Raw genomic sequence first — 13,108 nt, 5'->3', positions numbered from 1 at the left:
GGCGTCGCGCGGGTCGAGGTCCGCGCCGACGGCGGGCCGTGGCAGACCGCGGAGCTGGCCGCCGACGCGTCGATCGACACCTGGCGCATGTGGCGCACCGTGCTCACGCTCACGCCCGGCCGGCACACCCTGCAGGTCCGGGCCACCGACGCGACCGGCGCGACCCAGCCGGAACCCGTGACCCTCACGATCCCCGACGGGGCCACCGGGTGGCATACCGTGACCGTCACCGCGCGCTGACGTTGGAGAGCGCAGGACCGGGACGTCCCGGGGCCTGACCGGAGGAGACCGTCCATGTCGCTGCGCCTGCTCGCCCTCCTCGCCGAGTTCGTCCTGGCGGGCGCGGTGATCGGCTGGGGGGTGGCCACGACGCTGCGTCCCGGCTGGTGGACCGCCCGCGGCGCGCGGTGGTGGGTCGGCTGGACCACCGCGCCGGTGGCGCGCACGCACGGGGTCGCCGTGACCGTCGTCGGGATCGGCCTCCTCGTCGGCGCGGTTGCCGCCGCCGCGACCGCGCCCGCCGTCGCCATCCCGGCCCTCGTCCGGGACCTGCAGCTGGCCGGCCTCGGCGTCGTGGTGCTCGGGGGCGCCCTGCTCGCCGCCACCCACCCCTGGCCGGACGAGGCCCCGGCCGAACCGGCCGCCGACGTGCCCGCCACGCCCGACGTCGCGGTTGTGGCGGAGGTGCCGCCCCCGCTCACCGCGGCGACGTGATCACCGGGGGGTGATCAGGCGTCCTCGCGGTCCCGGCGCGATCGCAGGAGCACCGACGTGCCCTCGCGGTCGTGGCGGATCGCGACCTCGTCGACGTGGGTGTTCATCAGGATGATGCCGCGGCCGTGGGTCGCGGGGTGGCCGGTCGAGTCGTGCTCGAGGTCGGTGGAGGTCGGTTCCGCCCAGAGGCCGTGGTCGGCGACGGTCACGACGACGTCGTTCTCGTCGAGGTACATCGTGAGGTCGATCGTGGCCGCCCCGCCCGCGGCGCCGCCCGGATACGCGTGGGCGACGACGTTGTCGATCGCCTCGCTGACGGCGAGCACGACGCCGTGCGCGACGTCCTCGGCCACACCGGACGCGTCCATCCACTTCCGGAGGTCGTCCCGGATGCGCGGACTCTCCCCGGCGTCGGCCGCGTAGCTGATCCGCTCGAACTCGACGGCGTCCATCGGTCGTCTCCCCTCGGCCTGCCGGGGTCGAGTGCGAACACGTTTGTCGACGTGATCGGTTCAGCAGGCCGCGTGGGCCGTGTATCCGATCCCCCGACCGCCTATGCGCGAGATCGGCGGGCGCGTCACGTCGGGCGGGGATCGGTCCGTTCCGAGACAACATCCGCCGGACCGGTGGTGAACACCGGCCACCCGATCTCGGTCCGCCAGGCGTCGGGAGCGTCGTCGTCGCGCGGTCCGACCAGGTACGTCTCGTGGACCGGGCCGTCGACGACGAGCGCGTGGTCGGCGAGGTGGGCCCCGAGCGCCCCGTAGGTGAGGTCGATGTCGTCGTGCGGGCCGCGGTGGACGGTCAGGGCGAGCTCGCGGGCGGGCAGGTCGACCGGGAGGACACGGCCGGCGCGCACGTCGCGGTCGGTGGGCACGAAGACGGTGGCGTGGCCGGCACCGTCGGTGAAGAGCGCGTTGTCGTAGAGCCCGCCCGGTGGCCCCGTCCGCACCGCACCCGCCGCGTCGACGGCCTCGTCGATCTCCCGCATCGCGGCGTCGTACCAGCCCAGGACGTCCTCGAGCGCGACGTCCCCCGGGACCGCGGTCACCCGCCGGGCCGGCTCGTGCCGGCGGAGGACCTCGAGGCGGGGCGGGTCCGGGGCGAGGAGCCGGCGCAGCGCGCCCACCGCGTCCGCGGTCGTCGCCAGGCGCCGTTCCAGGCGCTGCAGGTGCTCGGTGATCAGCACCGACCGGTCCCCGACATCGCCGGTGGCGAGCAGTCGGGCGATGTCGCGCACGGGCATGTCGAGGTCCCGGAACCGCCGGATGATCTGCGCCGTCGCCACCTGTCGCGTCGAGTAGTAGCGGTACCCGGAGTGCGGGTCCACCTGGTGGGGCTCGAGGAGGCCGGCCTCGTGGTAGTGGCGCAGCGTCTTCACGCTCAGGTGCGTCACGGTGGCGAACTCGCCGATGCTCAACAACGCGGTCACGACACGACCCTGGACCCTCCCCCGACGGGAGACCCCAGCGTGGTCGCCGTGACCGAACCACGCGACACCATCGAGCGCTACTTCCTCCTCGCGGCCGACCCGGACCTCGAGGCCTACTTCGCGCAGTTCGCCGACGACGTCGTCGTCGAGGACGAGGGCCACCTCCACCACGGGATCGAGGCGGTCCGCGCCTGGCGCACGGCCGTCCCGCCGGTGACCTACGACGTCGGGTCGATCGAGCCGGTCGGGGACGGCTACCGGGCGCGCGCCCTGATCAGCGGCGACTTCCCCGGGAGCCCGGTGACCCTCGCGTTCGGGTTCACCGTCGACGACGGGCGGATCCGGACCTTGACGATCCGTCCGGACGCCGGCTGACGGCCGTCAGAACTCGTCGACGAAGAAGTCGAGCTCGAGGTCGTCGGACCCGCCGTAGGGCGAGAGGTCGGTGATCCCTGCGCGGCGCAGCGCCTCGACGTCGAGGACGACCTGCCCGGTCGGGCGCTGCGGGTCCGTCAGCAGCGCGACCGCCGCGTCACCCATGATCTCCGGGGTCCGGGCCCGGCGGGACGCCTCGTCACCGCCGAGGAGGTTCGCGACGGCGGCCGTGGAGATCGTCGTCTGCGGCCACAGGCAGTTGGCGCGCACCCCGCGGTCGGCGAACTCCGCCGCGAAGCCCATCGTCAGCAGCGTCATGCCGTACTTGGAGAGCGCGTAGGACGGGAACTTGCCGAGCCACTCGGGCGCGAGGTTGATCGGCGGACCCAGCGTCAGGATCTGCGGGTCCTCGGACTCGAAGAGGTGCGGGAGCGCGGCGCGGGTGAGCTGGAACGTGCCCTTGGCGTTGATCTGCTGCATGAGGTCGTAGCGCTTCGGGGTCAGCTCGAGGGTGCCGGCGAGGTTGAGGGCCGAGGCGTTGTTGACGACGACGTCGACCCCGCCGAAGTGCTCCACGGCCGTCGACACCGCGCGCGCGACGTCGTCCTCCTCGCGCACGTCGCCGACGACGGCCACCGCCCGGCCGCCGGCCGCCTCGATCTCCTCGACCGCAGTGTGGACCGTGCCCGGCAGCCGCGGGTCGGGCTGGTCGGTCTTCGCGAGCAGGACCGCGTTGGCGCCCGCCTTCGCCGCGGCCAGCAGGATGGCGAGCCCGATGCCCCGGCTACCGCCGGACATGACGATGGTGCGGTCCTTCAGCGAGGCGCTCACGGACTCTCCCTGGCTCGTATCGGTACTTCATCGGACTCCTGAGTACCGATGAACGTACCAGTCGGTGGTCGGGGTCGTCGGGCTCCGGCGCAGCGCCGCGGCTACGGTCGGGGCCGACACCCGGGAGGCGACGTGACCCCACTGCAGCGGATCGCGACGGTGGCGAACACCCTCGTCCGGCCGCTCGTCGCCTCCTCGTGGGGGCGACGGATGGTCGGCGGGACCCTCACGCTGGTGACCTATCGCGGGAGGCGCTCGGGCACCGTCGTGACCCTCCCCGTCGGGTACGTCCACGACGGGGACGAGGTCCGCATCGGCGTCGCCGCGCCCGACCAGAAGGCGTGGTGGCGCAACTTCACCGGCGACGGACACCCGCTCTCGATCCGGCTCGACGGCGTCGACCGCACCGGCCACGGCGTCGCGCGCCGCGGCGACGACGGCCTCGTGTCCATCACGGTGCGCCTCGACCCGATCTGACCTGCGCGCGAGCAGGACGCGCGGCTCGGGTCATCACGCCGGTTCGGGCGGGTCGACCTGGGAGGTGCGCAACGCCGAGGTGGGGATGCCCCACTTCGCGAGGATGCGGGCGTAGGTGCCGTCGGCCATGAGCCGCTCGACCGCCGCGTGCACGGCCGGGACCAGCGGCGAGTTCTTGGCCAGCGCGAACCCGACGTCGAGGCGCCGGTACTCGTTGACGAACCGCAGCCGCGGCTGCTGGGACACGAGGTAGCGCAGCCCGTTGATCGTGCTCATGGTGACGTCGGCGCGCCGTTGGGCCAGCGCGAGGCTCGCGGTCGCGCCGTCCGGGTAGCTGCGGACGTCGATCGCCGGCCGGCCCAGCGCCGGACACCGCGGCTGGGCCTTGGCCAGGGACGCCTCGAACGTCGAGCCGGCGAGGACCGAGACGGCCCGGCCGCAGAGGTCGGACAGGTCGTGGATCGGGGGCTGCGGGTCGTCGGCGCGGACGGCGAAGGCCTGGCCGTCGTTGATGTAGGTGACGAAGCTGACGGCCTTCTTGCGGGCCTCGGTGACCGCGAAGTTGCCGGTGGCCACGTCGAACTTCCCGCTGGTCAGGCCGGGGACGATGCCGTCGAACGTGCCCTCGGTGCGCTGCACCCGCAGGCCCAGGACGCGGGCGACGGCCTCGGTCATGTCGATGTCCTCGCCGACGACGGTGACACCGTCGGCGAGCTTGAAGGCGGCGGGCGGCCCGCCGACGGAGGCGCCGACGGTGAGCACCCCGGCCTGCCGGACGTCGGGTGGGAGGAGCGCGACGGCGGCCGGGTCAGGCGCCACGGCGGACGTGACGTCCTGGCGCGGCACACCGGCGTCGGCGTCGTCGAGGGGTGAGGCACAGCCGGCGAACAGCACGCCCACGAGGGCGAGCAGGACCGGCAGCGCGGATCGCGGCATGGACGTTCCTGTCGAGGGGTGCGATCCGGGCCCGACGTGGCGCGGTGAGCACTCACGACGAGGGGTGGGCCCGGCGAGGGGCGGAGCGGAGTCCGGCGGGGCGGCTGCTCAACGACAGGAGGCGGACCACACGCGGCACAGGTCGACGTGGTCACGGGTGACCAACGTGCCCTGGGGTGCCACGAACAGGACGCAACCACCCCGACCGCGCGCCGGTCAAGCCGGTGTGACCTGCCGGGCGCGACTCGACGCCGTCACCCCCGCGACGTACCGTCCGTGGCGGAGTGATCGCCCGCGGCGACCACCCGCCCGCGTTGAGGGACGCGGACCGCTCCCGGCGGAGCCCCCGCGGCGGCGCAGCTCGTCACGCCGTCCGTCCGTTCTCACGGCCTCCTCCCGATCCCTCCTCCGGAGCCCCGCCATGACCTCTTCCCTCACGGTCTCCGACGAGCCCACCCCGGCCGCGTCGGACGCCGCAGGACCCCCACCGCGCACCGTGCGGTCGCGCCACGTCGGACGCTGGATCACCGCGGCCGTCGTCCTCGTGCTCGTCGTCTGGGCGCTGCGCTCGGTCGCGCTGAACCCGGCCTTCGGCTGGCCGACGGTGGCGCGCTACCTCGGCACCGGCGCCGTGCTGCGCGGCCTGGTGACGACGCTGTGGCTGACCGCGGCGACGACGGTCCTCGGCTTCGCCCTGGGGATCGGCCTGGCCGCGATGCGCCTGTCCGGCAATCCGGTGCTGTCGTCGGTGAGCTGGGCCTACGTGTGGTTGTTCCGCTCGACGCCGCTGCTGGTGCAGCTGCTGTTCTGGTACAACATCGGCGCCCTGTACCCCCGGCTCTCGATCGGGATCCCCTTCGGGCCGACCTTCGGCTCGGCGGACTCGGTGCACCTGGTCGGCCCGACGCTCGCCGCCCTGCTCGGGCTCGTGCTGCACGAGGCGGCCTACGCGGCGGAGATCGTGCGCGGCGGCATCCTCGGCGTCGACGCGGGCCAGTCGGAGGCCGCCGTCGCGCTGGGGATGACCCGGGGCCGCGTCCTGCGCCGGATCGTGCTGCCGCAGGCGATGCGCTCGATCATCCCGGCGACCGGCAACATGGTGATCGGGACGCTCAAGGGCACCTCGATCGTCTCGGTCATCGCCGTCACCGACGTCCTCTACTCGGTGCAGACGATCTACAACCGGACCTACGAGATCATCCCGCTCCTGCTCGTGGCCACGGTCTGGTACGTGGTCCTGACGAGCCTGCTCTCGGTCGGGCAGTACTACGTGGAGCGCTACTACGCCCGCGGCGCCGAGCGCACGCTCCCGCCGACCCCGTGGCAGCGCCTGCGGGCCCGGATGGCCGGAGGTGCCGCATGAGCGACGCGCTGCTGCAGGTGCGCGGGCTGACGAAGGCCTTCGCGGGCACGACGGTGCTCGACGGCGTCGACCTCGACGTCGCGGCGGGAACGGTGACCGTGCTCGTCGGGCCGAGCGGCTCGGGCAAGTCGACGTTCCTGCGCTGCCTCAACCACCTCGAGACCCCCGACGCCGGGACGATCGCCGTCGACGGCGAGCTCATCGGCTACCGCCGCGACGGGGACCGGCTCCGCGAGCTGCCGGAGCGCCGGATCGCGGCGCAGCGCCGGGCGATCGGCATGGTCTTCCAGCAGTTCCAGCTCTTCGGGCACATGACGGCGCTGGCGAACGTCACCGAGGCGCCCGTCGGCGTGCTCGGCCGCTCCCGCGCCGACGCGCAGGAGCGGGGCCGTGCACTGCTGGCCCGCGTCGGGCTCGCCGGCCGCGAGGACGCCTACCCGCGGCAGCTCTCCGGGGGACAGCAACAGCGCGTCGCGATCGCACGGGCGCTCGCGATGGAGCCGCGCCTGATGCTCTTCGACGAGCCCACCAGCGCGCTCGACCCGGCCCTCGTCGGCGAGGTCCTCGAGGTGCTGCGCGACCTCGCGCACGGCGGCACCACGATGATCGTCGTGACGCACGAACGGGGCTTCGCCCGGGAGGTCGCGGACACGGTCGTCGAGCTCGAGCACGGCCGGATCGCCCGCTCCGGGTCGCCCGCGGAGGTGCTGGCGGAACCGGTGTCCTGACCGTCCCGAGCGAAGGGTCCCTTCGGTCGGATAGATCGAGCGAAGGTGCCCCTCGCTCAGAACGACCGCTCAGAATGACCGCTCGGAACGACCTCAGTGCCGGCGGGCGAAGTCGGCCACGGCGTCGGCGAAGAGGACGGGCGAGGTCGCGGTGGCGAAGTGCGACTCGTCGGGCCAGGTCACCCGCTCGGCGTGCGGGAGCGTCCGCGCCAGCGCCTCGACGCCCTCCGGCAGGGGTGACCAGGTCCGGCCACCCTGCAGGAGCAGCGCCGGGAGGGTGATGGCCGACCAGCGGGTGACGTCGGGGACGTCGTCGGCGAGCTGGGCGAGGTCGGCCTCCCAGCCGTGGGCCTCCCGCTCGGCCTCCGCCGGGTCCTGGTCCGGGGCCTGCGCGAGCGCCTCGAGCAGGAACGCCGGCGCGTGCAGCACGTCCCGCGCCACGAGCAGCCCCGCGGCCCGGTACTCCCCCGCCGCGACGAGCTCGTGGTGGCGGCGCGCGACCTCGCCGACGTGCGGGCCCGCGAGCAGCAGCGGCGGCTCGAACAGGACCAGCGAGCGGAAACCGCTCGGGTCCTGCCGGGCGGTGTGCAGGGCCAGCGTCGCGCCGAGCGAGGCGCCGACGACGTGGGCGGGCCGCCCGACCGCGTCCAGGACCGCGCGCAGGTCGTCGACCTCCGCCGCGAACGTCCGCGGCGCCCGCGACGGCGGGCCGCCGGTGTAGGCCCGCCGCACGAACGACCGGACCTCGAACTCCCCGGCCAGCGCCTCCGCGACCGCCGTCCAGGAGTCCGGGCCGCTGCCCGAGCCCGCCACGAGCACGATCGGGTCGCCGACGCCGACGACCGCGGTGGGCAGCTCCTCGGGGGCGGTGGTCACGCCGAGCAGCGTCCCACCCGTGTCACCGGGATTACCGGACGGCGGAGCGGGTGTGGGCGGCCTCGTCGTCGCAGGGCGGGGGATCCCCCGGACCGGGTGCGCCGTGCGCGTCCTGCACCGGCCCCTCGTCCTGCGCCGCCTCGGCCCGGAGCCGGCGTCGGCGCCGCACGAGGAGGTCCACGACGCCGAGCAGGAACGAGGCCGACGAAGCCGAGCGTCACGCAGAGCCCGACCGCGATCGCCGTCCCGTAGTCCTCCCGCGTCCCGGCCAGCGTCGCGTAGAAGACCGCGGCCACCAACGCGATACCGAGCGAGGAGGCGATGCGCTGCGCGGTCTGCTGCATGCCCGCCGCGGTGCCGCCCTGGTCGGTGGGGACGTCGGCGAGGGTCAGCGTCTGGTTCGGGGTGATCACCATGCCGCTGCCGAGGCCCGCGACGAGCAGCGGCCCGGCGATCAGGAGGCCGGTGTGCGCGCCGGGGTCACCGGCCAGGACCAGGGCCGCCGCGCCGAGGCCGACGAGCATCACGACGGTGCCGGCCACCACGAGCGGGCGCCCGAGCCGGTTGACCGCCCGCCCACCGACCGCGGCCGCGACCGCGGACCCGACGGCGTAGGGCATCGTCGCCAGCCCCGACTCGATCGGCGAGTAGCCCAGCCGTTGACGATGCTGACGTCGATGAAGATCATCACGCCCGACCGTGACGCGTGATCCATGACGAGGCAGGGCGTACCCGCGGGTCGGAAGGGCGCAATCGTGCGGCGGCCCACGGGCCGTTGGGGCCTTAGCCGCGGTGCGAGGCGCGGGAGCGGCCGAACCCGAGGCGCCCCCCGAGCAGCCCCCGCCGCGGACGGCGGGCCGGGTCCTCGAACCGGGGTGACACGGCCTGCCCGAGCGCGTACCGGACGAGCTCCTCGTTGCCGGTGGCCGACCAGACCCCGTCCGGGCCGGTCAGCGTGTCCTCGAACCCGATGCGCGTGTCGAAGCCCTGCCGGCGGGCGTAGTCCAGGACCGGCCAGGCCCCGCCCTCCTCGCCGTGCAGCAGGATCGGCGCCGACATCGGGCTCAGCGCCCGCAGCAGCCGGACCGCCTCGGCCACCGCGGTGTCCGGGTCGGTGACGGTGACCTCGGCGGTGACCCGCACCGTGTTGGGCGGGACCCCCGCGAGGCGCAGCTGGACCGCGTCGCCGGTGGTCCACACCCCGAGCTCGATCCCCAGACCGACCGAGGCGACCGCCTCGCACACCGTCTCCCAGCCGCGCTCGTGCACGTTGATCGCGACGACGTCCGGCCGGGCGTGGCGCGGCAGGTGCGCCCACTCCTGGGCCAGCTCGGTCCGCCGGAACGCGTTCGGCTCGACCCACCGGGCCAGCGGCACGCCGATCTCGATGTGCGGCGCGGCCGCCCGGATGGTCGCCACCGTCGTGCCGATGACCGTGGTCTCGAGGCTCTCCCGGCCGTTCCGGTCCCGCGGGTGGACGTGCAGGCTGCGGACCCCCAGCGCGGCGACCGCCCCGGCGTCGCGGGCGAGCGCCTCGGGCGAGTTCGGCAGGGCCGGGGACACGCCGTCGGGGCGCGTCCCGTTGGGGCAGCACTGCAGCACCACGGCCTCCTGCGCTCGTTGCGTGTCGACGGCATCGGTCCAGACCGACATCCTGACACCCTCCGGACGCAATTGCAGACGCACACTCCGGGTGATCATTGCGGCAGGAGAGTGGATCCCTCGGTTACCGTCGCGGCGTCGACGAGCGAGGGAGTCCGGAATGGGCGCGGTGCCGGTGACCGTGGAGACCGGCCCCGGCGTGCCCACCGCCCGGCGTCGCAGGACCCCCGTGCAGCGTCCCGACGGTGCCCGCAGCCTGCGGCTCGTGGCCGTCGCCTTCGGCGTCACCGTCGTGGTGACCCGCCTCTACCTCGAGCTCACCGGCTACCCGCAGATCGGGGGCGGGGAGTACCACCTCGCCCACGCTCTCTGGGGCGGGTTGCTCCTGCTGGTCGGCGGGCTGCTGGCGCTGCTGTGGGGCAACCGCTGGGTGCACCCGGTGACCGCGGTGTGCGTCGGGGCGGGCTCCGGGCTCTTCGTCGACGAGGTCGGCAAGTTCATCACCGCCCACAACGACTACTTCACCCCGCTCGCGGCGCCGATCATCTACGTGGTTTTCCTGGCGGTGCTCGGGCTCGCGACCCTCGCCCGCCGCACGCAGCTCGACGCGCCGCGGCCCCGCGCATACGCGGTGGCGCAGGGCCTGACCGAGGTGGCGGACGGGCCGCTGACGCCGGCCGCGCGCGCCGCCCTGCTCGACGACCTCGACGCGATGGCCGCCGACCCGTCCCGCCCCGACCTCGCCGCGCACGCCCGGGCGGTCCGGCCGCTGATCGAGGACGCGCCGGTCGAACCGCCCGGCCACCGGACGCGGGCGGCCCGCGCGGCGCTGCTGCGCGCCGAGGCCGTGCTCGCCCCGCGGTGGGTCCACCGCCTCGTGCTCGCCGCCGGCTCGGCGCTGCTCGGCCTGCTCTCGCTGGTGGGGCTCGCGATCCTCGTCGTCCTCGTCGCCGGCGGTCCCGACGCGACGCTGGTGCTCGACGACCAGGCGCTCCCGCCCGGCACCCGGCCGCCCCTGCTCGTGGTCGCGTCGGCGGGCGAGGCGGTCGTCGGCGCGCTGCTGCTCCTCGCCGCGGTGACGCTGCTGCTCGGCCGCGACCGGTTCGGGACCGCGACGTGCCGGGCGGGCCTGGTGATCGCCCTGGCCGGGGTCAACGTGGCCCTGGGCTACGTCGACGCCGAGCTCGTGGTCAGCGCCGTCGTGGTCGAGTTCGTGCTGCTCCTGGGCGTCGAGCGGTACCGGACGCGGTTCGTGACGCCGGAGGCGCTCAGCCCTCGCTGACGAGGCCGCGGGAGACCGTCGGCCAGAACGCGTCCGCCCCGCCCGCGGCGAGCGCACGACCCAGCTCCACGGCCCACGGACGGCCGCCGCCCCATTCGTCGCGCCACGACCAGAGCCGGCGGGTGAGGGCGCCGAGGGCGAACTCGCGGGTCATGCCCATGGCGCCGGTGGCCTGGTGCGCGGCGGCGGCCACTGCGCCGGCGGCCTCCGCGGCGACGGCGGCCGCGGCGGCGACGTCGAGCGCGGGCGGCTCCCCGTCCTCCCCCGCACCGGCGGCGGCCGCGCGGGCGGCGATCGCCGCGAGCTCGGTCTGCTCGGCGATCCGGACCAGGTGCGCCGCGACGGCGGGGAACCTCGCGACCGGCCGGCCGAACTGCACACGCTCCCCGGTGTAGCGCACCGTCAGGTCCAGCACCTCCCGCGCCGCGCCGGCGACGAGGGCGGCACGGGAGAGGGCACCGCGCCGACGCAACGCCTCGGCCGCTCCGGGTGGGGCGGGCGCGGTGGCGAGGGGCCGCACGCCGTCGAGGACGACGTGGTCGCGCGGCTCGCCGGCGAGGTTGCGACCGGGCGTGATCCGCGCGGCCCCGGGGTCGACGAGCACGACGGCGGGTCCGTCCGGGCCGTCGGCCAGGAACGCCAGCGCCGTCGCCGCCCGCGCCCAGGGCACCCGCGCGACCGCGCCGCCGAGCACGCCGTCGACGAGGGACACACCGGCCGACGCCGCCGTCGTGACCGGGCCGTCCGGGAGGTCCAGCCCGGCGGCAGCCAGGAGCCGGCCCGCGAGCAGGCCGGTCTCGGCGAGCGGGACGGGCGCCGCGGCGGCCCCGGCGGCCTCGAGCACCGCGCAGGCCTGGGCCACCGACCCGCCGGATCCGCCCGCGGACTCGGCCACGGACACCGTCGTGAACCCGCCCTCGGCCAGCGGCGCCCACACCCCGGGGGCCCAGCCGTCGCGCTCGGCGGCCTCCAGCGCGTCCGGGGTGCAGCGGTCGCGCAGGACCGCCGCGACGGCATCGCGCAGCTCGGCCGTCTCCGCGGCCTGGTCGGAGGTGGCGCTCACCGGGACAGCGCCTTCGCGGCGATGCCCCGCAGCACTTCGGTGGTGCCGCCGCGCAGGGTCCAGCTCGGGCCGTTCAGGACGCACTCGGCGAGCAGGCGCTCGAAGAGCGACGCGCCCTCGGGGTCGATCTCGCGGGCGGCGAGCTCGCGCAGCGTCTCCACCACCTCCTGCTCGAAGACCGTCCCGACGTCCTTGACGAGCGCGGCCTCCGTCGCGGGCGCCTCACCCTGCTCGAGCGCCCGGGCCACCGAGAGCGAGAGCCGGCGGATCGACCACAGCTGCGCGGCGAGGCGGCCGAACGCGCCGGCTGCGTGGTCGTCGAGGGCGTGACCGGCCTCGGCCCGTTCGGCGAGGAACGCCCGCAGCAGCCCGAGCACCGACAGGTAGCGGTCGGGGCCGGAGCGCTCGTGCGCGAGCTCGGCGGTGACCTGCGCCCAGCCCTGCCCGACCTCGCCGAGCACCCGCTCGTCGGGCACGTGCACCCCGTCGAGCACGACCTCGTTGACGTGCAGCTCCCCGTCGAGCAGCGGGATCGGCGAGACCGACACCCCGGGCGAGGACAGGTCGACGATCAGCTGCGAGAGCCCGCCGTGGCGGTCCTGCGCCGCGGAGGTCCGGCACAGGACGACGAAGAAGTGGTTGAGGTGGGCGTTGGTCGTCCAGACCTTCGTGCCGTCGACGCGCCAGCCGGACTCGGTGCGCGTGGCGGTGGTGCGCACCGAGGCTAGGTCGGAGCCGGCGTCGGGCTCGCTCATCCCCAGCGAGAAGAAGCACTCGCCGGCCGCGATGCGCGGGAGGAACCACCGGCGCTGCGCCTCGGTGCCGAACCGCAGCAGCGCCGGCGCGGTCTGGCGCTCGGCGATCCAGTGCGCGGCGATCGGGGCGCCCGCGGCGAGCAGCTCCTCCACGACGACGAACCGCTCGACGGTGCTCGCCCCCGCTCCGCCGTACTCCCGCGGGATCGCCATCCCCACCCAGCCCTGCTTCGCGAGGTCGCGGCTGAACTCCGGGTCGTGGCGCCCGCCCAGCCCCAGGCCCGGCCGGAAGCCGGCGGGCAGCGTCGCGGCCAGCCAGCGATGGACCTCGTGGCGCAGGGCGTCCTCGGCCGGGGAGAGCGCGGTCGGCGAGAAGATCACGGCGGTGTCCTTCCGCGTCGGGTGACCCCATCCTCACCCCGCGCGGCCCGGTCCGCGTGGACGCTGGTCCTCGCTCGCCTTCGTCGTCGACTGCGCCACGCCCGTCGTCGCGGAGCTCGGTCACTGGTCCAGCAGCACCGCGCAGTTGACGGTCCACCTGCGCGAGCACCCCGCGCCCGGCCCGCTCGCCTGCCGCGTCCGGAGCCGGCACCTCGCGCACGGGCTGCACGAGGAGGACGTCGAGGTGTGGGACTCGACCGGGGTGCTGTGCGCGCAGTCGCGGCAGCTCGCGG

15 protein-coding genes and 2 pseudogenes are annotated in these 13,108 nt (G+C 75.2%); 8 read left to right on the top strand and 9 right to left on the bottom strand.

Going from position 1 to position 13,108, the window contains the following annotated elements; all coding sequences use genetic code 11:
- Both AC0CYZ_RS07010 and AC0CYZ_RS07005 read left to right on the top strand, forming a co-directional pair.
- Nucleotides 1-240 (top strand): annotated as a pseudogene (locus AC0CYZ_RS07010) (molybdopterin-dependent oxidoreductase); the annotation flags it as partial.
- Nucleotides 241-294: 54 nt separating this feature from the next.
- A complete protein-coding gene (locus AC0CYZ_RS07005) occupies nucleotides 295-714 on the top strand; it encodes a hypothetical protein (protein ID WP_472213678.1) in 420 nt (139 codons plus the stop codon).
- Nucleotides 715-728: 14 nt separating this feature from the next.
- On the opposite strand, the gene AC0CYZ_RS07000 is transcribed toward AC0CYZ_RS07005, so the two are convergent.
- Nucleotides 729-1,166 (bottom strand): ATP-binding protein, encoded by a 438-nt coding sequence (locus AC0CYZ_RS07000; protein ID WP_472213676.1) that lies wholly within the window; start codon nucleotides 1,164-1,166, stop codon nucleotides 729-731.
- A gap of 125 nt (nucleotides 1,167-1,291) precedes the next feature.
- Nucleotides 1,292-2,146, bottom strand: a complete 855-nt coding sequence (locus AC0CYZ_RS06995; RefSeq protein ID WP_472213675.1) for a MerR family transcriptional regulator — start codon at nucleotides 2,144-2,146, stop codon at nucleotides 1,292-1,294.
- Between the two features lie 48 nt (nucleotides 2,147-2,194).
- On the opposite strand from AC0CYZ_RS06995, the gene AC0CYZ_RS06990 reads away from it, so the two are divergent.
- The gene (locus AC0CYZ_RS06990) at nucleotides 2,195-2,521 is read left to right on the top strand and encodes a nuclear transport factor 2 family protein (RefSeq protein WP_472213673.1); all 327 of its coding nucleotides are present in this window, start codon (nucleotides 2,195-2,197) and stop codon (nucleotides 2,519-2,521) included.
- Between the two features lie 6 nt (nucleotides 2,522-2,527).
- Here AC0CYZ_RS06990 and AC0CYZ_RS06985 read toward each other — a convergent pair whose 3' ends face one another.
- Nucleotides 2,528-3,352 carry an SDR family oxidoreductase gene (locus tag AC0CYZ_RS06985; RefSeq protein ID WP_472213671.1) on the bottom strand — a complete coding sequence of 275 codons (825 nt, stop codon included), beginning with the start codon at nucleotides 3,350-3,352 and terminating at the stop codon, nucleotides 2,528-2,530.
- Nucleotides 3,353-3,484: 132 nt separating this feature from the next.
- Between AC0CYZ_RS06985 and AC0CYZ_RS06980 the strand changes: the two genes are divergently transcribed.
- Nucleotides 3,485-3,829: a nitroreductase/quinone reductase family protein gene (locus AC0CYZ_RS06980; protein ID WP_472213669.1), complete on the top strand. Its 345-nt coding sequence runs from the start codon at nucleotides 3,485-3,487 to the stop codon at nucleotides 3,827-3,829.
- A 33-nt stretch (nucleotides 3,830-3,862) separates the two neighbouring features.
- On the opposite strand, the gene AC0CYZ_RS06975 is transcribed toward AC0CYZ_RS06980, so the two are convergent.
- On the bottom strand, nucleotides 3,863-4,765 hold the full coding sequence (locus AC0CYZ_RS06975) for an ABC transporter substrate-binding protein (RefSeq protein ID WP_472213667.1): 903 nt from the start codon (nucleotides 4,763-4,765) through the stop codon (nucleotides 3,863-3,865).
- A gap of 421 nt (nucleotides 4,766-5,186) precedes the next feature.
- Between AC0CYZ_RS06975 and AC0CYZ_RS06970 the strand changes: the two genes are divergently transcribed.
- Nucleotides 5,187-6,128 carry an amino acid ABC transporter permease gene (locus tag AC0CYZ_RS06970; protein WP_472213665.1) on the top strand — a complete coding sequence of 314 codons (942 nt, stop codon included), beginning with the start codon at nucleotides 5,187-5,189 and terminating at the stop codon, nucleotides 6,126-6,128.
- A complete protein-coding gene (locus tag AC0CYZ_RS06965; RefSeq protein WP_472213663.1) occupies nucleotides 6,125-6,856 on the top strand; it encodes an amino acid ABC transporter ATP-binding protein in 732 nt (243 codons plus the stop codon). The genes AC0CYZ_RS06970 and AC0CYZ_RS06965 overlap by 4 nt, the downstream gene beginning before the upstream one ends.
- 93 nt (nucleotides 6,857-6,949) lie before the next feature.
- Here the strand turns inward: AC0CYZ_RS06965 and AC0CYZ_RS06960 are convergent, their stop codons facing one another.
- The 3 genes from AC0CYZ_RS06960 to AC0CYZ_RS06950 all read right to left on the bottom strand — a co-directional run bounded on the left by AC0CYZ_RS06960 (nucleotide 6,950) and on the right by AC0CYZ_RS06950 (nucleotide 9,385).
- The gene (locus AC0CYZ_RS06960; RefSeq protein WP_472213661.1) at nucleotides 6,950-7,732 is read right to left on the bottom strand and encodes an alpha/beta fold hydrolase; all 783 of its coding nucleotides are present in this window, start codon (nucleotides 7,730-7,732) and stop codon (nucleotides 6,950-6,952) included.
- On the bottom strand, nucleotides 7,729-8,388 hold the full coding sequence (locus tag AC0CYZ_RS06955; protein ID WP_472213680.1) for an MFS transporter: 660 nt from the start codon (nucleotides 8,386-8,388) through the stop codon (nucleotides 7,729-7,731). Before AC0CYZ_RS06955 ends, AC0CYZ_RS06960 begins: the two co-directional genes overlap by 4 nt.
- A 127-nt stretch (nucleotides 8,389-8,515) precedes the next feature.
- The gene (locus AC0CYZ_RS06950; RefSeq protein WP_472213659.1) at nucleotides 8,516-9,385 is read right to left on the bottom strand and encodes a 3-keto-5-aminohexanoate cleavage protein; all 870 of its coding nucleotides are present in this window, start codon (nucleotides 9,383-9,385) and stop codon (nucleotides 8,516-8,518) included.
- Between the two features lie 109 nt (nucleotides 9,386-9,494).
- Here AC0CYZ_RS06950 and AC0CYZ_RS06945 point away from each other — a divergent pair, with 109 nt between their 5' ends.
- A complete protein-coding gene (locus AC0CYZ_RS06945; protein WP_472213656.1) occupies nucleotides 9,495-10,616 on the top strand; it encodes a hypothetical protein in 1,122 nt (373 codons plus the stop codon).
- Here the strand turns inward: AC0CYZ_RS06945 and AC0CYZ_RS06940 are convergent.
- Together AC0CYZ_RS06940 and AC0CYZ_RS06935 are read right to left on the bottom strand one after the other, a co-directional pair.
- Nucleotides 10,603-11,679, bottom strand: a complete 1,077-nt coding sequence (locus AC0CYZ_RS06940; protein ID WP_472213654.1) for an acyl-CoA dehydrogenase family protein — start codon at nucleotides 11,677-11,679, stop codon at nucleotides 10,603-10,605. The genes AC0CYZ_RS06945 and AC0CYZ_RS06940 overlap by 14 nt on opposite strands.
- On the bottom strand, nucleotides 11,676-12,815 hold the full coding sequence (locus AC0CYZ_RS06935; protein ID WP_472213652.1) for an acyl-CoA dehydrogenase family protein: 1,140 nt from the start codon (nucleotides 12,813-12,815) through the stop codon (nucleotides 11,676-11,678). The genes AC0CYZ_RS06940 and AC0CYZ_RS06935 overlap by 4 nt, the downstream gene beginning before the upstream one ends.
- Before the next feature lie 61 nt (nucleotides 12,816-12,876).
- Between AC0CYZ_RS06935 and AC0CYZ_RS06930 the strand changes: the two are divergent.
- A pseudogene (locus AC0CYZ_RS06930) lies at nucleotides 12,877-13,108 on the top strand (thioesterase family protein); the annotation flags it as partial.

Source organism: Actinomycetospora sp., assembly GCF_055612215.1.
Note: the sequence above shows the minus strand (reverse complement) of the source record. Positions and strands in the feature narration are given on the sequence as shown.

What these genes read in the sequence shown, in the direction of transcription:
- AC0CYZ_RS06975 (WP_472213667.1), bottom strand. Translation starts at nt 4,765, where the DNA reads ATGCCGCGATCCGCGCTGCCGGTCCTGCTCGCCCTCGTGGGCGTGCTG.
- AC0CYZ_RS06970 (WP_472213665.1), top strand. Translation starts at nt 5,187, where the DNA reads ATGACCTCTTCCCTCACGGTCTCCGACGAGCCCACCCCGGCCGCGTCG.
- AC0CYZ_RS06950 (WP_472213659.1), bottom strand. Translation starts at nt 9,385, where the DNA reads ATGTCGGTCTGGACCGATGCCGTCGACACGCAACGAGCGCAGGAGGCC.
- AC0CYZ_RS06965 (WP_472213663.1), top strand. Translation starts at nt 6,125, where the DNA reads ATGAGCGACGCGCTGCTGCAGGTGCGCGGGCTGACGAAGGCCTTCGCG.
- AC0CYZ_RS06945 (WP_472213656.1), top strand. Translation starts at nt 9,495, where the DNA reads ATGGGCGCGGTGCCGGTGACCGTGGAGACCGGCCCCGGCGTGCCCACC.
- AC0CYZ_RS07005 (WP_472213678.1), top strand. Translation starts at nt 295, where the DNA reads ATGTCGCTGCGCCTGCTCGCCCTCCTCGCCGAGTTCGTCCTGGCGGGC.
- AC0CYZ_RS07000 (WP_472213676.1), bottom strand. Translation starts at nt 1,166, where the DNA reads ATGGACGCCGTCGAGTTCGAGCGGATCAGCTACGCGGCCGACGCCGGG.